Raw genomic sequence first — 18064 nt, 5'->3', positions numbered from 1 at the left:
CGCATGCGCAGACCCTTCGACCGCTTCATCCTGCTTGCCGAAATGCGCACGGGGTCCAATTTCCTCGAGGAAAACCTGAACGCGCTGGCGGGCCTGACCTGCCATGGCGAGGCGTTCAACCCCCATTTCATCGGCAAGAAGGACCGGGCGGAATACCTCGGCGTCACCTTCGAGGCGCGCGAGGCCGATCCCCTGGCGCTGATGCGGCGGATGGAAGAGGAAACCGAGGGCCTGTCGGGTTTCCGTTTCTTCCACGACCATGACCCCCGCGTGCTGGCCGCCTGCCTGCCCGACCCGCGCTGCGCCAAGATCGTGCTGACGCGCAACCCGCTGGAAAGCTATGTCTCGCTCAAGATCGCGCAGGCGACGGGGCAGTGGAAACTGGGCGATGCCCGGCGGCGGCGCGCGGCGCGGGCGGTGTTCGACGGGGCGGAGTTCGAGGCGCATCTGGCCGCGTTGCAGGCGTTTCAACTGCGGGTGCTGCGTGCGTTGCAGACCACGGGGCAGACGGCCTTTTACATCGACTACGACGATATTCAGGACGTGGCGGTGCTGAACGGGCTGGCCGCGTGGCTGGGTGTGCCCGGGCGGCTCGACGCGGTGGTCGAGACGATCAAGAAACAGAACCCCGAACCGCTGGCCGATCTGGTGGAAAACCCCGCGGATATGGAGGCCGCGCTGGCGCGGGTGGACCGTTTCAACCTGGCGCGCACGCCGAATTTCGAACCGCGCCGGGGGCCGTCTGTTCCCGCGCTGATCGCCGCCGCGGGGGCGCCGGCGCTGTTCCTGCCTATCCCCGGCGGGCCCGAGGCCGCGGTGGTGGACTGGCTGGACCGGCTGGCGCGGCCCGGCGCGGGCGGGGGGGTGCTGGGGCGGTTCACGCAGAAAACCCTGCGCCAGTGGCTGCGCGAGGCTGCGGGATCGCGTACTTTCACCGTGCTGCGCCATCCTTTGGACCGCGCGCATGCGGCGTTCTGCGACCGGATCCTGTCGGGCGCCACGCCCGAGGTGCGCCAGTCGCTGCGCAAGGCCTACAAGATCGACCTGCCGCCGGCGGACAAGCTGCACCGGCAGGATGCGGCAGGCCATCAGGCGGCCTTCCTCGGCTTCCTGCGGTTCCTGCGCGGCAATCTGGCGGGGCAGACGGCGGTGCGGGTGGATGCCCATTGGGCGACGCAATCGGCGGTGTTGCAGGGCTATGGCGCGGTGGTGTCGCCCGATCTGGTGCTGCGCGAGGAACGGCTGGCCGAGGGGCTGGCCTTCCTTGCCGCCGAACTGGGCGCCGATTCGCCCCCGCTGGCCCCGCCCCCGCCGGACGACCGCCCCCATGCGCTGGCCGCGATCTGGACGCCGGAAATCGAGGCCGCCGCGCGCGAGGCCTATGCGCGCGACTATCAGGCGTTCGGTTTCGGCGACTGGCGGCCCCGGGGCTGAACGCGGCTCAGGCCGCGTGGGTGTGGCGCGCCTCTGTCAGGATCGCGTGCAGGGTCGCGGGCGAATTGTTCGCCCGCAGCTTGGCGCAGGTATTGGCATCCCGCATCGTGCGCGAGATCAGCGCCAGCGCCTTGAGATGTTCCACCCCCGATTCCTTGGGCGCGAACAGCGCGAAGATCAGGTCGACCGGCTGGCGGTCGACCGAATCGAAATCCATCGGGCGTTCGAGGCGCATGAAGATGCCGACGATCCGCTCGATCCCCTCCAGCCGCGCATGGGGCAGGGCGATGCCATGGCCCACACCGGTGGGGCCAAGGCTTTCGCGTTCCTGCAACCCGTCGACCACCGCAGCCGCGTCGAGGTCATAGGCGGCTGCGGCAATGTCACCGAGTTCCTGGAACAGCCTTTTCTTGCTTGTCATGGTGCCGAGAACGCGAACGGCCTCGGGTTTCAGCAGACTGGCAATATCCATGTCACTTCCGGGTTGCAGCGCCGCCAGCGGCGGCCGTTACTTGCTGTTGCGCGGGTCTATCCAGCCGATGTTGCCATCCTCGCGACGGTAGACGACGTTCACGCCGCCATGCCCCTCGTTGCGGAACACCAACATCTTCTGGCCCGACAGCTCCATCTGCATCACCGCCTCTCCTACCGAGACTTCCGGCACTTTCGTCTCCATCTCGGCAATGATCATCGGTTGCAGGCTTTCAGGTTCCTGGTCCTCGTGGTCCTCGGACGCGGCGAGGATATAGGCGGAACCGCCGGCAAACTCAACAGGGCGCGCGCGCCGGTCGTGATGGTCGCGCAAACGGCGCTTGTAGCGGCGCAACTGCTTGTCCATCTTCTCGCGGCAGCTTTCGAAGGCGGCATAGATGTCGGGGGCATGGCCCTTGGCCTGCGCGGTCAGCCCGGTCGACAGATGGATGGTGGTTTCGCAGACGTGTTCGTAGGCGTTCTTCGAGAACACCACCAGCGCCTCGGTCGGGCGTTGGGCGTATTTCTCGACGGTTTCGCCCAGTTCGGCCTTCACATGGGTCTGAAGCGCCTCGCCGATGTCGATCTGACGTCCGCTGATCTGGTAGCGCATGTTGCCTCCTCTTGGCATGCCGGTCTGGTTCCAGCCGCCGCGTGCGGATGGTCAACCGGCTGATCTTTCATGGAAAAGCCCCAGATCGGAGCGGCGGCCAGCGGGGCCGTGGGGGCAGTTCCAAGGATGGTTGTCGCTGCTCGCATAGGCTCATTTGGGGCCAGCAGGGCGGGGGTTGTCAACTGTGTCGTCATGCGGTCGCGGCGCGATGCCGCGGGTGCACGGGCGTCAGTCGAACCGGAAGCTTTGCCCCAGATAGACGCGGCGGACGTTTTCGTCGGCCACGACCTCTGCCGTGGTGCCGCTTTTCAGCACATGGCCATCGTGCAGGATATAGGCGCGGTCCACGATTTCCAGCGTCTCGCGCACGTTGTGGTCGGTGATCAGCACGCCGATCCCCCGGCCCTTGAGGTCGTGGACGAGGTGGCGGATCTCGCCCACCGCGATCGGGTCGACCCCGGCGAAGGGTTCGTCCAGCAACAGGTATTTCGGATCGGCGGCCAGGCAGCGCGCGATTTCCACCCGCCGCCGTTCGCCCCCCGACAGCGACAGCGCGGGGGCGCGGCGCAGATGGGTGATGGAAAACTCGCTCAGCAGTTCTTCCAGCCGTTCGCGGCGCTTGTGGCGGTCGGATTCGGTGATTTCCAGCACGGCGAGGATGTTGTCCTCGACCGAAAGCCCGCGGAAGATCGACACTTCCTGCGGCAGATAGCCGATGCCGAGCCGCGCGCGGCGGTACATGGGCAGGGCGGTCACGTCGCGCCCGTCCAGCAGGACCTGCCCGCCTTCGGGCACGATCAGCCCGGCGATGGCGTAGAAACAGGTGGTCTTGCCCGACCCGTTGGGGCCCAGAAGGGCCACCACCTCGCCCCGGTCCAGATGCAGGCTGACATCGCGGATCACCGGGCGGCGGCGATAGCTTTTGCGCAGGCCGACGACCCTGAGGCCCGTATGGCTGTCGCCCGTGCGCCCCTCCCCCGTGCGGCTGTCCGCCGCCGCCGGTGCGGCCCTGCCGTGCAGCCCGGGCGCCATCAGTCGCGGCCCGTGCCGTCGCGGGGTTGCAGCACGGTGCGCACGCGGCCCTCGACCCGGCCGGTGCCGGCGTCCAGATCGACCACCAGCCGGTCGCCGGCGATGGCGCTGCGGCCCTGGGTCAGCAGAACCTCGCCGGTCATCACCAGTTCGCCCGCCGGGACGGCATAGACGGCGCCCTGCGCCTCTGCCGCGTCGGTGGGGGTCACGAAGGTGACGCCGCCCGTCGCCTCCATCCGGTCGATGCGGCGGCTGTCGGTGGCGTAGGTCACGCGCAGGCTGCCCGCGGTCATCCGCGCCTCGCCCTGGACGACCAGCACCTCGCCGGAAAACAGCGCCGTGCCGTCGGTCTGGCTGACCTCCAGCCGTTCGGCGGTGATCTCGATCGGCTGGGTGCTGTCGTGTTGCAGGCCGTTGAAGTCGATCCCCTGCGCCGCGGCGGGCGGGGTCAGCGTCATCAGGGCCACGGCCAGGGCCGCCACCACGGCAAGCGGGCGAAAGGGGCGGCGGGGTGCGGGTGCGGGCATGGGCGGGGCTCTGTCGGCGGTCATGTCGGCGGCTGGTATAGCAGCTTCACCCCGCCGGTGAACACAAGAACATAGGGTCCGGCGGCATCCGTGCGGCGAAGTTCCATCCGCCCGGCGCTGATCGTGCCCCCCGGCGCCACCCCCGCCACCGGCCCGAGCGATTCGAGCCGCGTGCGGTCGAGCGCGGCGGTCAGCGCCTCGGTATCCAGCCCATAGCCGAGGCTGTTGTCCAGATGCACCCCGCCCGACAGCAGCAGAAGTTCTTCCCCCGCGCTGATGCGCGCCTCTCCGGCGGTCAGTTCGCTGCGCCGGCCGTCGGGGGTGTCGACCAGCAGGCGGGGCCGGACCACCGTCCCGCTGCCCGGCGCGGCGGTATCGGGGCGGGCGGCATCCGCCGTCAGGCGCAGCGAGGCGCCGTCGGCCGTCACCCCCACATGGGTGGGCGCGGTCAGCCGGGGTTCGCGCAGCAGCGCCTCGATATCCACATCGGCGAAGGGCAGGGTCGTGCCCGGCTCGCGCCCGCGCGACAGAAGGAACAGGGTCGACAGGATCGCCAGCGCCGCCAGCGGCATCGCCACCTTGAGCATGGCGACGATGCGCGATCGCAGGTGCTCAGCCACGGGGTGGCCTAGTGGCGGTAAAGATCGGCGTCATCACCCCACCCCAGAAGGTCGAGCCGCGCCCGCACCGGCAGGAAGTCGAAGAGCCGCTGCGCCAGTTCCGTCCGCCCCTCACGCGCCAGTCGCAGTTCCAGTTCCGCCTTGAGCCGGTGGAGGTAAAGCACATCCGAGGCCGCATATTCCTTCTGCGCCTCGGTCAGGTCGGCCGCGCCCCAGTCGGATGTCTGTTGCTGCTTGGAAATGTCGACGCCCAGAAGATCGGCCAGAAGGTATTTCAGCCCGTGCCGGTCGGTGAAGGTGCGGGTCAGTTTCGAGGCGATCTTGGTGCACCAGACCGGCGCCGTGGTGACGCCGAACCGCGCCTCCAGCACCGCGATGTCGAACCGGCCGAAATGGAACAGCTTCAGCACCGCCGGGTCGGCCAGCAGCGATTCGAGCCGCGGCGCGCGGGTCTGGTCGCGCGTGATCTGCACCAGATGCGCATCGCCGTCGCCCGACGACAGCTGCACCAGACACAGCCGGTCGCGGCGCGGGTCGAGGCCCATGGTTTCCGTGTCGATGGCGACGACGGGGCCGAGGTCCAGCCCCTCGGGCAGATCGTGACGGTGAAGGTAGATGGCCAAGCGCGCCCCCATGCGGCAGCCCCGGACGGGGCGGGTGGCGCAGGAATAAACGCGCGGCCGGCCGGGGTCAACGGCCGGGGATCCGCCCGCCGAACAGGCAATCCCGCGCCGCCAGCCAGCTGTCGCGGTCGGGGGCGCAGATCAGCCCGCCGGTGGTATGCACGGGCAGATAGTCCGTCCCGTCGAAATGCGCGCTGTAGCCGCCCGCCTCGCGGTGCAGCAGCCAGCCGGCGGCGTGATCCCATGGCATCAGCTTGTTGTAGACCAGCAGGTCGCACTGCCCGCCCGCCGCAAGGCGGTATTCGTGCGCGGCGCAGCGCAGCCAGAAGTTCATGGCGAATTTCGGCAGGTTCGCCAGCACGACGGGCCGCAGGTCGGCGGGCAGGAAGTTCGTCCCGGCGACGATGGTCATCTGCCCCGGCGCGCAGGGCGGCGCGACGCGCAGCGCGGTTTCGGCGCCGTCCGCCCGCCGCATCCACGCGCCTTCGCCGCGCAGGGCAAGGGCGGTGTCCCCGCACACCGGATCGTGGATCGCGGCAAAGACGATTTCCCCGCGGATCAGGCCCGCGATCATCGTCCCGAACAGCGGCAGGCCCGAGGTGAAGTTCTTGGTCCCGTCGATCGGATCCACCAGAAAGGCGATATCCGCCTGCCCGAGCCGCGCGATGGCCTGCGCGTCGTGGCCGCTGGTTTCCTCGCCGACCAGCAGCGCGCCGGGAAAGAGGCGGGCCAGTTCGGCGGTGATTTCCGTCTCTGCCGCCTGATCCGCCTCGCTGAACACGTCGAAGGCAGAGGTCTTTTCATAGACCCGGTTGGGCATCTGCGCCCGGAACCGGGGCAGCAGTTCCACCTTGCCGACGCGGCTCAGCAGCGCGCAGATCTGGCCGATGCGGGCCGGGGTAAAGGTCATCTCCGCCTCCTGCCGGGGTGCGCCTGCCCCATCACAGACCGCAATCGGCGGGCGGCTGCAAGCGGGTCGCGGGGCCCGGCCGGGCCCCGCGCGGTCAGCGCGGAATCGCGCGCAGCGGCAGGTGGTCGATGGTGATCAACTGGTTGTGCATCAGGTAGCGCGGCCTGGCCGTCATCTCGATCCGCTTCACCCGGTCGAAGAGGGCGCGCAGCATCACCTCCGCCTCCATCCGCGCGACGTTCTGGCCGATGCAGTTGTGTTCGCCCATGCCGAAGGACATGTGGATATTGGCGGTGTCGCGCATCACGTCGAACTTGTCGGGGTTTTCCCACTGGCGCGGGTCGCGGTTGGCGGCGCCGGGCAGGTAGGCGATCTTGGTGTCGCCGCGCAGCCGGTAGCCGGACAGTTCGCAGTCCGCCAGCGTGGTGCGGAATACGATATGGGTGGGCGGTTCGTACCGCAGCGCCTCGTCGAACACGGCGCGGATGCGGGCGGGGTTTTCCTCGACCACCCGCCACTGGTCGGGGAATTCGGCCAGCAGGCGCAAGGCGCCGGTCATGCCGCTCATCGTCGTGTCCATGCCGCCGCGCACCAGCGCCCGGGTGACGGAGGTGGCGAAACCCGGGCGCAATTCGCCGGCGGCCTCGGCGGCGAAGAATTCGTCGGCGATGGATCCGGGCTGGACCGAATCGCGTTCGCAGGCGGCGGCGAACCAGTCCGCCCAGGGCTCGCCCGCCTCCTTGCCCTTGAAGAACAACTCGTTCTGCGGGCCGCTCATGTTGAAGGACATGTAGCCGATGGCGCGGATCGCCTCGGCGTTGAAGCGGATCCCCATCGCCACCGGAAAGCCGCCGAAGACCACGGGTTCGACCAGATCGCGCACGCCGTCGAATTCGCCGCCGTTGGCGAGGATGCGGTCCACCGCCTCTGCCGCCTTTTCCTCGAACAGCGCGCGCCAGCGGCGGATCTTGAGCGGCGACATGATCCGGTTCGCCACCGCGCGGGTCTGGGTATGTTCCGGCGGATCGGTTTCCAGCGGGTTGGGCGGGCGGCCGGCGAAGCCCGGCTTGCGCGGATCGTAAAGCCCCACGCTGCCCGCGCCGGAAAAGCGGCTGTGGTCGGTGATGACCTGCCGCGCCTCGGCATAGCCGCCCACCGCATAGACCCCGTGGCCGGCGAGTTCGACCACCGGCGCGGCCTCGCGCAGCTTGCGGTAGAAGGGGTGGGGGTCTGTCAGCACCTCGGTGCTGTACGGGTCGATGTGGAAAAGCGGCGGGTCCTTCAGATCCGTCCGGGTGGCGGTGTCGGTCATTCCGGTTCTCCCTGCTGTCGGCATCGGGCCGATGGCGGCGGGGAAAGCGTCGGGCGCGGGGCGGGGGCTGTCTGTACCCTTCCGGCGGTACGGGTGCGCGCGGCGAGGCGCATGACAATTCAGCGACGTCGCGGCAAGCCGATGGACCCGGGGAACCAAACCCTCTAGCATCCGGCAAACCGCGCCCAGAACCGCGCCCAGAAGGATTTCATGCCCGAGTCCACGGTACCACCCCGTTCCCCCGCCGGCCGCCCGCGCAACCGTCCGCTGATCACCGATCTTTCCGCGGCGCGCTGGCTGTTGCTGGCGATTCTCGCGGCCTCGGTCTATTTCTTCCATACGTTCCTCGTGCCGGTGCTGGCGGCGAGCGTGATCGCGGTGGCAAGCTGGCCGTTGCGCCAGCGCGCGCTCGCCCGGCTGGAACTGAACCGGACCGGCGTCGCGACGATGCTGGTGCTGACGCTGGTCTGCTTTCTGGTGCTGCCCATCATCCTGGCGCTGCTTTACGCCTTTCGCGAACTGCGCAGCTGGATTTCCTGGGGCATCATGGTCAACAGCACCGGCGCTCCGACGCCGGACTGGGTGCCCGGCCTGCCGCAGATCGGCCCCTGGCTCGACGAACAATGGCAAAGCCATATCGGCCGGCCCGGCGCGATCAGCGAATATGTGCAGATCATCAGCGGCGAGAACATCGGCGCCATCTACCGCGCCGCGCTGGCCACGGGGTCCATCGCCTTCCATCTGGCGCTGAGCCTGGTGTTCATGCTGATCACGCTGTTCGTGTTCTACCGCGACGGCGACCGGCTGGTGGCCCAGATCGACCGGGTGGGCGCGCGGCTGTTGCCCGGGCGGTGGAACCGGCTGTCGCGCATCGTGCCGACGACGATTTCCGCGACCGTCACCGGCATGACGCTGATCGCGATCGGCGAGGGGGTCATCCTCGGCGTCGCCTACTGGCTGGCGGGCGTGCCCTCGCCCGTCACCTTCGCGGTCATCACCGGGTTCATGGCGCTGATCCCGGGGGGGGCGCCTTTGTCGTTCACGCTGGTGTCGATCTATCTGGTGGCCAGCGGCAGTCCGTTCGAAGGCGTGGCGCTGTTCCTCTGGGGCACGGTGGAACTGTTCGTGGTCGACAAGACCATCCGGCCGATGCTGGTCGGCGGGCCGGTGCGGCTGCCGTTCCTGCCGACGTTCTTCGGGCTGATCGGCGGGGTCAAGACGATGGGGATCGTGGGGCTGTTCGTGGGCCCGGTGCTGATGGCGATCCTGGTGTCGATCTGGCGCGAATGGCAGCGCGAACTGGCGGTGGACCTGCCCGAAGGGACAGAGACCGTGGCCGGAACCGCCCCGCCCCCGCCCCCGCCGCCCCCGCCACCGGTGGCGGCCGCGCGCATGGAAAAGGCCGACGTCACCCCGGATGCCTGACCCCCGCCGGGGGCGGGCAGCCACCGGAGGCCCGAAAAGACAGAAGCCGCGCATCCCTTACGGGTTGCGCGGCTTCCAGCCGAAACTTGGTGCCCAGGAGAGGACTCGAACCTCCACGCCTTGCAGCACTGGTACCTGAAACCAGCGCGTCTACCAATTCCGCCACCTGGGCCGGTGTCGTGGGGCGTGATGTATCGGGGTGCGCGGGGGCTGTCAACGGGTGAAGTTGCGCCTTTCGGCAAATTCGCCGCGCCCGCGCATTCGCGCCGATTTCGCCGCGTTGTGGCAGGTTTACGGCGATTTCGCCGCGGGGTCGGCCTATTGCGCTTGTCGCAGGGCGGGGGCAAGGCTATGGAACGGGCAGCACAGCGATACGGCAATGCGGCGGAGGTTCGGGCATGGCGAAGCTCATCACCATCTACGGCGGTTCGGGATTCGTGGGGCGCTATATCGCGCGGCGCATGGCAGCGGCCGGCTGGCGGGTGCGCGTCGCCGTCCGCCGCCCGAACGAGGCGATCTTCGTGCGCCCCTATGGCGCGCCGGGGCAGGTGGAACCCGTGCTGTGCAACATCCGCGACGACGCCTCCGTGCGCGCGGCGATGCTGGGGGCGGATGCGGTGGTCAACTGCGTCGGCATCCTGAACACCGCCGGGCGCAACCGTTTCGACGCCGTGCATGTGGACGGCGCCGCCCGCGTGGCGCGGATCGCGGCGGATCTGGGCGTGGCGCGGCTGGTGCATATCTCTGCCCTCGGCGCGGATGCGGACAGCGACAGCACCTATTCCCGCACCAAGGCGGAAGGCGAGGCCGCGGTGCTGGCCGCCCGTCCCGATGCGGTGATCCTGCGCCCCTCGGTCATCTTCGGGATCGAGGACAAGTTCTTCAACCGTTTCGGCGCCATGGCCGCGCGCAGCCCGGTGCTGCCGCTGGCGGGCGCGGGGACGCGGTTCCAGCCGGTCTATGTCGATGACGTGGCGCAGGCGGCGGTGGCCGGGGCCACCGGCGCGGCGGCGCCCGGCGTCTACGAACTCGGCGGGCCCGAGGTCGCGACGCTGCGCGACCTGATGCGCCAGATGCTGGCGGTGATCCAGCGCCGCCGGGCGATCCTGCCGCTGCCGTCCTTCCTTGCATGGATCCCGGCCTTCGGGCTGGACATGGTGCAGGGGATCACGATGGGGCTGATCACCAATACCGTGCTGACGCGCGACCAGCTGCGCAACCTCGGCCGCGACAATGTGGTGGCGCCGGACGCGCGCGGGCTGGCCGATCTGGGCATCACGCCGACGCCGCTCGGCGCCGTTCTGCCGGAATATCTGTGGCCCTACCGCCCGGCGGGACAGTTCAAGGCGATCATGGATTCGGCCCGCAACCTGCGCAGCTGACGGGCATGCCGGCTTCGGACACGCTGGTCGCGGCGCTTCTGGGCGTGATCGAGGGGCTGACGGAGTTCCTGCCGGTCTCCTCCACCGGGCATCTGCTGCTGGCGGGGCATTTCCTCGGGTTCGAAAGCGCGGGCCGCACCTTCGAGGTGGTGATCCAGCTTGGCGCGGTGCTGGCGGTGCTGACCGTCTATGCCGGGCGGCTGACGCGGCTGTTCGCGGCGGCCCCCCATGACGCGGGCGCGCGGCGGTTCATCGGCGCGGTGCTGCTGGCCTTTCTGCCCGCGGTGGTGATCGGCGTGCTGGCGCATGGCTTCATCAAGCGGGTGCTGTTCGAAACCCCGGTGCTGATCGCGGTGATGCTGGTGCTGGGGGGTGTCATCCTGCTGCTGGCCGACCGTCTGGCCCCCTGGCCGCGCTATGGCGATGCGGCGCAGGTGCCGCTGCGCACGGCCTTCGGCATCGGGCTGGTGCAATGTCTGGCGATGATCCCCGGGGTGTCGCGGTCGGGCGCCACCATCGTCGGCGCGATGTTCATGGGCGTGGGCCCGCGCGCGGCGACGGAGTTTTCCTTTTTCCTGTCCATGCCGACGATGGCGGGCGCCTTTGCCTATGACCTGTGGAAGAACCGCGACGTGCTGGACGGCAGCGCGATGTGGGACATCGGCATCGGCTTCGTCATGGCCTTCGTCAGCGCGGTGCTGGTGGTGCGATGGGCGCTCGGCTTCATCGCGCGGCACGGGGTGGCGCCCTTCGGCTGGTGGCGAATCATCGTCGGCGGGGCGGCTCTGGTGGCCTTGTGGTGGGGGTGACGCTGGGTTAGGTAAACTGAACTGACCTGTTTTCCGGGTCTAGAATGCAAAAAATTTCAGCATAGGCCAGAAATGCTGAATTTAGGTCAGTCGTACTGACTTTTATTCCCCTGCGGCCCGCTGTACCACGGCGCGACGCAAGGGAGATCGGTCATGGCCCAGCAAAAGATGCTCAAGTTCGTCACGCTCGGCAAGGAGACGCCCGAAAAGCGCCCGGCCAACCTGCGGGCACATGATTTCCACGAGATCTACCGCGAATTCGCCGATGCCAAGGCGGCCGAACAGGCCAGCCGGTGCAGCCAGTGCGGCGTGCCCTATTGTCAGTCGCATTGCCCGCTGCACAACAATATCCCCGACTGGCTGCGCATGACCGCCGAGGGCCGCCTGCAAGAGGCCTACGAGCTGTCGCAATCCACCAACACCTTCCCCGAGATCTGCGGCCGCATCTGCCCGCAGGACCGGCTGTGCGAAGGCAACTGCGTGATCGAGCAGTCGGGCCACGGCACCGTGACCATCGGCGCGATCGAGAAATACATCACCGACACCGCGTGGGAGGAAGGCTGGGTCAAGCCCGTCCGCCCCATGGCCGAACGCGCAGAAAGTGTGGGCATCATCGGCGCCGGGCCGGGGGGCCTTGCGGCGGCGGATGCGCTGCGCCGGGCGGGGGTGCAGGTCACGGTCTATGACCGCCACGACCGGGCGGGCGGGTTGCTGACCTATGGCATCCCCGGGTTCAAGCTGGAAAAGCCCGTGGTGATGCAGCGGATCGACCAGCTGGAACAGGGCGGCGTGGGCTTCGTGCTGAACTGCGACGTGGGTACCGACATTTCCTTCGATGCGATCCGGGGCCAGCATGATGCGGTGCTGATCGCGACGGGCGTCTACCGCGCGCGCGACCTGATGGCGCCGGGGTCGGGCGCGGGCGGCATCGTGCCGGCCCTCGACTATCTCACCGCCTCCAACCGGCTGAGCTTCGGCGACGAGGTTCCGGCCTATGAGGACGGCACGCTCAACGCCGCGGGCAAGCGCGTGGTGGTGATCGGCGGCGGCGACACGGCGATGGACTGCGTGCGCACGGCGATCCGGCAGGGGGCGACCTCGGTCAAATGCCTCTACCGCCGCGACCGCGCCAACATGCCCGGCAGCCAGCGCGAGGTGCAGAACGCCGAGGAAGAGGGCGTCGATTTCGTCTGGCTGGCCGCGCCCAAGGGTTTCACCGGCAGCACGGCGGTCGAGGGCGTCATCGTCCAGCGCATGCGCCTTGGCGCGCCCGACGCGTCCGGCCGCCAGTCGCCCGAGGTGATCGAGGGCGCGGATTACGTCGAACCCGCCGAACTGGTGGTCATGGCGCTCGGGTTCGAGCCCGAGGACCTGCCCGCCCGATGGGATGCCGCCGATCTGGGCGTGACGCGGTGGGGTACCATCAAGGCCGATTTCCGCAGCCACGCCACCAACCTGCCGGGCGTCTATGCCGCCGGCGACATCGTGCGCGGGGCAAGCCTCGTGGTCTGGGCGATCCGCGACGGGCGCGAGGCGGCGGGCGCGATCCTCGACTATCTGGCGCAGCCCGCGCGTGTCGCGGCGGAATAGGGGGCGGCGATGGGGCGTTGGATCTGGCTTTGGGCGGCGTTCGCCGCAGGGCCCGCAGGGGCGGGCAGTTTCACCCCGCCGGCGGGGTGCGACGGCTTTCTGACGGTGCAGGCGCTTGGCTGCAAGCTGTCGAATTTCTACCGTTGCGGCGCCGATGCGCCGGGCGACCAGTGGCGCGTCGATTTCGGCGTGATGGGGGCCTATTTCATCTCGCGCACCGATCACGAGGCGCAATGGGTGGAATCGGTCGACCTGTCGCCCCCGCGCCGCCAGTCGCTGGCGCCAGATCCGGCGGACCCGGCGTCGTTTTCCGAACTGCTGGCCAGCGGGATGGACACGTTTTCCTTCGGGCTGGTCCGCGATGACGGCACGGCCAGTCTTGTGGACGGGTTCGACCGGCTGGCGGGGCAGACGCGGGTGATCGACGGCGTCCCCTTGCAGATGACCGAATTCGCCTTTTCCGAAACCGATGCCGATACCGGCGCGCTGCTGCATCGTGCGCGGGGGCGGGAATATGTGCATTCCGAATGGCGGCTGTTCTTTGCCGGCCCGTCGGAATGGGACGTGGGCGAGGGGTTCCAGCCCATCGACCACAGCCCGGTCGAATTCGTCTTTCCCGGCGAGCCCGGGTTCTTCGCCACCGAACCGAAATACGGCTGCGGCATGATGATGTCGCAGGCCCCCGCCCGCATCATCCCCGCCCGCGCAATGTCTGCCGACCCCAAGGAGTGAGCCATGACGATCTACGATGAAGCCTGGGTTGCCGCGGAAGAGACCAAGCGCGCGTGGATGGCCGAAAACAGCCTCTACCGGGCAGAGGACGAACACGCCTCCTGCGGGGTGGGGCTGGTGGTGTCGATCGACGGCGCGCCGAGCCGCCGGGTGGTGCAGGCGGGGATCGACGCGCTCAAGGCCGTATGGCACCGCGGCGCGGTGGATGCCGATGGCAAGACCGGCGACGGCGCGGGGATCCATGTGCAGATCCCGGTGCGGTTCTTCTACGATCAGGTCCGCAGCACGGGGCACGAACCCGCACCCGACAAATGGATCGCGGTGGGCCAGGTGTTCCTGCCGCGCACCGATTTCGGCGCGCAGGAACGTTGCCGCACCATCGTGGAATCCGAGGTGCTGCGCATGGGCCATTATATCTACGGCTGGCGCCACGTGCCGGTGGACACCTCGGTTCTGGGCGAAAAGGCCAACGCCACCCGGCCGGAAATCGAACAGATCCTGATCCGCTGCGAAAAGGACATCGACCGCGAACAGTTCGAGCGCGAGTTGTACATCATCCGCCGCCGGATCGAGAAGGCCGCCATCGCGGCGCAGATCAGCGGGCTCTACCTCTGTTCGCTGTCCTGCCGCAGCGTGATCTACAAGGGGATGATGCTGGCCGAACAGGTCGCCACCTTCTATCCCGATCTGGAGGACGAACGGTTCGAAAGCGCCTTCGCCATCTATCACCAGCGGTATTCGACCAACACCTTCCCGCAATGGTGGCTGGCGCAGCCCTTCCGCATGCTGGCCCACAACGGCGAGATCAACACGCTGAAGGGCAACGTCAACTGGATGCGCAGCCACGAGATCCGCATGGCGTCGAGCGCGTTCGGCGAGATGGCAGAGGACATCAAGCCCATCATCCCCTCGGGCACCTCGGATTCGGGCGCGCTGGATGCGGTGTTCGAACTGATGGTCCGGTCCGGCCGCAACGCGCCGATGACCAAGACCATGCTGGTGCCCGAGGCATGGAGCAAATCGACCGTCGAGATGCCCAAGGCCTGGGCCGACATGTACGCCTATTGCAACGCCGTCATGGAACCCTGGGACGGCCCCGCGGCGCTGGCGATGACGGATGGCCGGTGGGTTTGCGGCGGGCTGGACCGCAACGGGCTGCGGCCCATGCGCTATGTCATCACCGGCGACGGGTTGCTGATCGCGGGGTCCGAGGCCGGGATGGTGCCGGTGGACGAGGCGAGCGTGCGTGAAAAGGGCGCGCTCGGCCCCGGGCAGATGATCGCGGTGGATATGGCCGAAGGCAAGCTCTACCACGACCGCGCGCTCAAGGACAAACTGGCCGCCAGCCAGCCCTTCGGCGAATGGATCGAAAAGGTGGTGGAACTTTCCCCCACGCTCGATGCGCTGCCTGAAACCGCGATGTTCACGGGGGCCGACCTGCGCCGCCGCCAGATCGCCGCGGGCTATACGCTGGAGGAACTGGAACAGGTCCTTGCCCCGATGGCCGAGGACGGCAAGGAAATGATCGCCTCGATGGGCGACGACACGCCGCCGGCGGTCCTGTCCAAGGTCTATCGCCCGCTGAGCCACTATTTCCGCCAGAACTTCAGCCAGGTCACGAACCCGCCCATCGATTCCTTGCGCGAAAGCCGGGTGATGAGCCTCAAGACCCGCTTCGGCAACCTCAAGAACGTGCTGGACGAGGATGGCAGCCAGACCGAGATCCTGGTGCTGGAAAGCCCCTTCATCGCCAATGCGGAATTCGATGAAATGGTGCGCCAGTTCGGCCCGCAGGTCACGGTCATCGACTGCACCTTCCCCGCCGATGGCCAGCCCGATGCGCTGCGTCAGGGGCTGGAACGCATCCGGGCAGAGGCGGAGGACGCCGTGCGTTCGGGCGCGGGCCATCTGGTGCTGACCGACCAGCATCAGGACGAGGACCGCGTGGCCATGCCCATGATCCTCGCCACCAGCGCGGTGCACAGCTGGCTGACGCGCAAGGGCCTGCGGACCTTCACCAGCCTCAACGTGCGGTCCGCCGAATGCATCGACCCGCATTATTTCGCGGTGCTGATCGGCTGCGGCGCGACCACGGTCAACGCCTATCTGGCGCAGGACAGCATCAGCGACCGCATCACCCGCGGCCTGCTGGAAGGCTCGCTGGTAGAGGCCGTGCGCCGCTATCGCGATGCGGTGGATGCCGGGCTGCTCAAGATCATGTCGAAGATGGGGATTTCCGTCATCTCCTCCTACCGCGGCGGCCTGAACTTCGAGGCCGTGGGCCTGAGCCGCGCGATGGTGGCGGAATATTTCCCCGGCATGCACAGCCGCATTTCCGGCATCGGCGTGACCGGCATCCAGCAAAAGCTGGAACAGGTCCATGCGCGGGGCTGGCGCGCGGGCGACAGCGTTCTGCCCATCGGCGGCTTCTACAAGGCGCGCCGGACGGGCGAGAAACATGCGTGGGAAGCGCAGACCATGCACCTGCTGCAATCGGCCTGCGACCGCGCATCCTATGAGATGTGGAAGCAGTATTCCGCGACGATGCGGGCCAACCCGCCGATCCACCTGCGCGACCTCTTGGACATCAAGCCGCTCGGCAAGCCGGTGCCGATCGAAGAGGTGGAATCCATCACCTCGATCCGCAAGCGGTTCGTAACCCCGGGCATGTCGCTCGGCGCGCTGTCGCCCGAGGCGCATATGACGCTGAACATCGCCATGAACCGGATCGGCGCCAAGTCCGACAGCGGCGAGGGCGGCGAGGATCCGGCGCATCAGCACCCCTTCCCCAACGGCGACAACCCCTGCGCCAAGATCAAGCAGGTGGCGAGCGGTAGGTTCGGGGTGACGGCGGAATACCTGAACGCCTGCGAGGAACTGGAAATCAAGGTCGCCCAAGGCGCAAAACCCGGCGAGGGCGGGCAGTTGCCGGGGCTGAAAGTCACCGACCTGATCGCCCGGCTGCGCCATTCCACCAAGGGCGTGACGCTGATCAGCCCCCCGCCGCACCACGACATCTATTCCATCGAGGATCTGGCGCAGCTGATCTACGATCTCAAGCAGATCAACCCGCGCTGCAAGGTGACGGTGAAGCTGGTGTCGTCCTCCGGCGTTGGCACCATCGCCGCCGGGGTGGCCAAGGCCAAGGCCGACATCATCCTGATCTCGGGCCACAACGGCGGCACCGGGGCCAGCCCGGCGACCAGCATCAAATATGCGGGCCTGCCGTGGGAAATGGGGCTGACCGAGGCGCATCAGGTTCTTGCCATGAACAACCTGCGCGAGCGGGTGACGCTGCGCACCGATGGCGGCCTGCGCACGGGGCGCGACATCATCATCGCCGCGATGATGGGGGCCGAGGAATACGGCATCGGCACCGCCGCGCTGATCGCCATGGGCTGCATCATGGTGCGGCAATGCCAGTCGAACACCTGCCCGGTCGGCGTCTGCACGCAGGACCCGGCGCTGCGGGCCAAGTTCACCGGCAGCGCCGACAAGGTGGTGAACCTGATCACCTTCTACGCGCAGGAGGTGCGCGAACTGCTGGCCTCCATCGGTGCGCGGTCGCTGGACGAGATCATCGGCCGGGCCGACCTGCTGGTGCAGATCAGCCGCGGCGCGGCGAGCCTCGATGACCTCGACCTCAACCCGCTCTTGATCACCGTGGACGGCGCGAACCGCATCACCTACGACCGCTCGAAACCGCGCAACGCGGTGCCGGATACGCTCGACGCCGAAATCGTCCGCGACGGGGCGCGCTTCTTCGAGGATGGCGAAAAGATGCAGCTGTCCTATGCCGTGCGGAACACCCACCGCACCATCGGCACGCGGGCGGCCAGCCATATCGTGCGCAAGTTCGGCATGCGCAACAGCCTGCAACCCGACCACCTGACGGTCAAGCTGACCGGCAGCGCGGGCCAGTCGCTCGGCGCCTTCGCGGCGCCGGGGCTCAAGATCGAGGTCGCGGGCGATGCCAACGATTATGTCGGCAAGGGCCTGTCGGGCGGCATGATCGTGGTGCGCCCGCCGATGAACTCGCCGCTGGAGGCCGCGGCGAACACGATCATCGGCAACACGGTGCTGTATGGCGCGACGGACGGCCATCTGTTCGCCGCCGGCCGCGCGGGCGAACGGTTCGCGGTGCGCAATTCCGGCGCGAAGGTGGTGATCGAGGGCTGCGGGTCCAACGGTTGCGAATACATGACCGGCGGGGTGGCGGTGATCCTCGGGTCCATCGGGGCGAACTTCGGCGCGGGGATGACCGGGGGCATGGCCTATGTCTATGACCCGGACGGCGTGGCAGAGGATTACATGAACCTCGAAACCCTTCTCACCTGCGCCGTCAGCCACCCGCACTGGGAGGCGCAACTGCGCGAACTGATCGAGCGCCACCACGCCGAGACCGGCAGCCGCCGGGCCGAATCGATCCTTCAGGACTGGGCGGCAGAGCGCGCCAATTTCCTTCAGGTCTGCCCGAAAGAGATGCTGCGCCACCTGCCGCATCCGCTGTCGGACGAACCGCAGGCGATGCCCGCCGAATAGGCCAAGGCACGGAAAACACTGGAACCCCGCGGCGAAAGCTGC

15 protein-coding genes and 1 tRNA gene are annotated in these 18064 nt (G+C 68.3%); 7 read left to right on the top strand and 9 right to left on the bottom strand.

Annotation, left to right across the window (positions count from 1 at the left end; all coding sequences use genetic code 11):
* Positions 1–3: 3 nt before the first annotated feature.
* Positions 4–1434, top strand: coding sequence for a sulfotransferase family 2 domain-containing protein (locus RGD00_RS10775; protein WP_310457327.1), 1431 nt, complete (start codon positions 4–6; stop codon positions 1432–1434).
* A gap of 7 nt (positions 1435–1441) precedes the next feature.
* Here the strand turns inward: RGD00_RS10775 and RGD00_RS10770 are convergent, their stop codons facing one another.
* The 8 genes from RGD00_RS10770 to RGD00_RS10735 form a co-directional block, all read right to left on the bottom strand.
* Positions 1442–1906, bottom strand: coding sequence for a PTS sugar transporter subunit IIA (locus RGD00_RS10770; protein WP_310457326.1), 465 nt, complete (start codon positions 1904–1906; stop codon positions 1442–1444).
* 36 nt (positions 1907–1942) lie between these two features.
* Complete coding sequence (gene hpf / locus RGD00_RS10765) at positions 1943–2518, bottom strand: ribosome hibernation-promoting factor, HPF/YfiA family (RefSeq protein WP_310457325.1); 576 nt, start codon at positions 2516–2518, stop codon at positions 1943–1945.
* A 228-nt stretch (positions 2519–2746) separates the two neighbouring features.
* The gene (gene lptB / locus RGD00_RS10760) at positions 2747–3550 is read right to left on the bottom strand and encodes an LPS export ABC transporter ATP-binding protein (protein ID WP_310457324.1); all 804 of its coding nucleotides are present in this window, start codon (positions 3548–3550) and stop codon (positions 2747–2749) included.
* Positions 3550–4101 (bottom strand): lipopolysaccharide transport periplasmic protein LptA, encoded by a 552-nt coding sequence (lptA, locus tag RGD00_RS10755; protein WP_310457323.1) that lies wholly within the window; start codon positions 4099–4101, stop codon positions 3550–3552. Before lptA ends, lptB begins: the two co-directional genes overlap by 1 nt.
* Positions 4098–4697 carry an LPS export ABC transporter periplasmic protein LptC gene (gene lptC / locus RGD00_RS10750; RefSeq protein WP_310457322.1) on the bottom strand — a complete coding sequence of 200 codons (600 nt, stop codon included), beginning with the start codon at positions 4695–4697 and terminating at the stop codon, positions 4098–4100. The genes lptA and lptC overlap by 4 nt, the downstream gene beginning before the upstream one ends.
* Positions 4698–4705: 8 nt before the next feature.
* Positions 4706–5320 carry a ribonuclease D gene (locus RGD00_RS10745; protein WP_310457321.1) on the bottom strand — a complete coding sequence of 205 codons (615 nt, stop codon included), beginning with the start codon at positions 5318–5320 and terminating at the stop codon, positions 4706–4708.
* A 67-nt stretch (positions 5321–5387) separates the two neighbouring features.
* The gene (locus RGD00_RS10740) at positions 5388–6230 is read right to left on the bottom strand and encodes an inositol monophosphatase family protein (RefSeq protein WP_310457320.1); all 843 of its coding nucleotides are present in this window, start codon (positions 6228–6230) and stop codon (positions 5388–5390) included.
* 94 nt (positions 6231–6324) lie between these two features.
* Positions 6325–7542 (bottom strand): cytochrome P450, encoded by a 1218-nt coding sequence (locus RGD00_RS10735; protein ID WP_310457319.1) that lies wholly within the window; start codon positions 7540–7542, stop codon positions 6325–6327.
* 210 nt (positions 7543–7752) lie between these two features.
* Here RGD00_RS10735 and RGD00_RS10730 point away from each other — a divergent pair, with 210 nt between their 5' ends.
* Positions 7753–8967, top strand: coding sequence for an AI-2E family transporter (locus RGD00_RS10730; RefSeq protein WP_310457318.1), 1215 nt, complete (start codon positions 7753–7755; stop codon positions 8965–8967).
* Between the two features lie 87 nt (positions 8968–9054).
* Here RGD00_RS10730 and RGD00_RS10725 read toward each other — a convergent pair.
* Positions 9055–9139: transfer RNA gene (locus RGD00_RS10725), tRNA-Leu, on the bottom strand.
* Between the two features lie 226 nt (positions 9140–9365).
* Here RGD00_RS10725 and RGD00_RS10720 point away from each other — a divergent pair.
* The 5 genes from RGD00_RS10720 (at position 9366) to gltB (ending at position 18022) form a co-directional block, all read left to right on the top strand.
* The gene (locus RGD00_RS10720; RefSeq protein WP_310457317.1) at positions 9366–10349 is read left to right on the top strand and encodes a complex I NDUFA9 subunit family protein; all 984 of its coding nucleotides are present in this window, start codon (positions 9366–9368) and stop codon (positions 10347–10349) included.
* Positions 10350–10354: 5 nt separating this feature from the next.
* Complete coding sequence (locus RGD00_RS10715; RefSeq protein WP_310457316.1) at positions 10355–11158, top strand: undecaprenyl-diphosphate phosphatase; 804 nt, start codon at positions 10355–10357, stop codon at positions 11156–11158.
* A 153-nt stretch (positions 11159–11311) separates the two neighbouring features.
* Positions 11312–12748: an NAD(P)-dependent oxidoreductase gene (locus RGD00_RS10710; RefSeq protein ID WP_310457315.1), complete on the top strand. Its 1437-nt coding sequence runs from the start codon at positions 11312–11314 to the stop codon at positions 12746–12748.
* Between the two features lie 9 nt (positions 12749–12757).
* Positions 12758–13480, top strand: coding sequence for a hypothetical protein (locus RGD00_RS10705; protein WP_310457314.1), 723 nt, complete (start codon positions 12758–12760; stop codon positions 13478–13480).
* A 3-nt stretch (positions 13481–13483) separates the two neighbouring features.
* Positions 13484–18022, top strand: a complete 4539-nt coding sequence (gene gltB / locus RGD00_RS10700; RefSeq protein ID WP_310457313.1) for a glutamate synthase large subunit — start codon at positions 13484–13486, stop codon at positions 18020–18022.
* Positions 18023–18064: the final 42 nt, after the last annotated feature.

The organism is Ruixingdingia sedimenti, assembly GCF_031432425.1.
GTDB classification, from domain to species: Bacteria; Pseudomonadota; Alphaproteobacteria; order Rhodobacterales; family Rhodobacteraceae; genus Ruixingdingia; species Ruixingdingia sedimenti.
Note: the sequence above shows the minus strand (reverse complement) of the source record. Positions and strands in the feature narration are given on the sequence as shown.

What these genes read in the sequence shown, in the direction of transcription:
- RGD00_RS10775 (WP_310457327.1), top strand. Translation starts at nt 4, where the DNA reads ATGCGCAGACCCTTCGACCGCTTCATCCTGCTTGCCGAAATGCGCACG.
- RGD00_RS10735 (WP_310457319.1), bottom strand. Translation starts at nt 7,542, where the DNA reads ATGACCGACACCGCCACCCGGACGGATCTGAAGGACCCGCCGCTTTTC.
- RGD00_RS10715 (WP_310457316.1), top strand. Translation starts at nt 10,355, where the DNA reads ATGCCGGCTTCGGACACGCTGGTCGCGGCGCTTCTGGGCGTGATCGAG.
- RGD00_RS10740 (WP_310457320.1), bottom strand. Translation starts at nt 6,230, where the DNA reads ATGACCTTTACCCCGGCCCGCATCGGCCAGATCTGCGCGCTGCTGAGC.
- RGD00_RS10730 (WP_310457318.1), top strand. Translation starts at nt 7,753, where the DNA reads ATGCCCGAGTCCACGGTACCACCCCGTTCCCCCGCCGGCCGCCCGCGC.
- RGD00_RS10770 (WP_310457326.1), bottom strand. Translation starts at nt 1,906, where the DNA reads ATGGATATTGCCAGTCTGCTGAAACCCGAGGCCGTTCGCGTTCTCGGC.
- RGD00_RS10710 (WP_310457315.1), top strand. Translation starts at nt 11,312, where the DNA reads ATGGCCCAGCAAAAGATGCTCAAGTTCGTCACGCTCGGCAAGGAGACG.
- RGD00_RS10720 (WP_310457317.1), top strand. Translation starts at nt 9,366, where the DNA reads ATGGCGAAGCTCATCACCATCTACGGCGGTTCGGGATTCGTGGGGCGC.
- gltB (WP_310457313.1), top strand. Translation starts at nt 13,484, where the DNA reads ATGACGATCTACGATGAAGCCTGGGTTGCCGCGGAAGAGACCAAGCGC.
- hpf (WP_310457325.1), bottom strand. Translation starts at nt 2,518, where the DNA reads ATGCGCTACCAGATCAGCGGACGTCAGATCGACATCGGCGAGGCGCTT.
- lptA (WP_310457323.1), bottom strand. Translation starts at nt 4,101, where the DNA reads ATGACCGCCGACAGAGCCCCGCCCATGCCCGCACCCGCACCCCGCCGC.
- RGD00_RS10705 (WP_310457314.1), top strand. Translation starts at nt 12,758, where the DNA reads ATGGGGCGTTGGATCTGGCTTTGGGCGGCGTTCGCCGCAGGGCCCGCA.
- lptB (WP_310457324.1), bottom strand. Translation starts at nt 3,550, where the DNA reads ATGGCGCCCGGGCTGCACGGCAGGGCCGCACCGGCGGCGGCGGACAGC.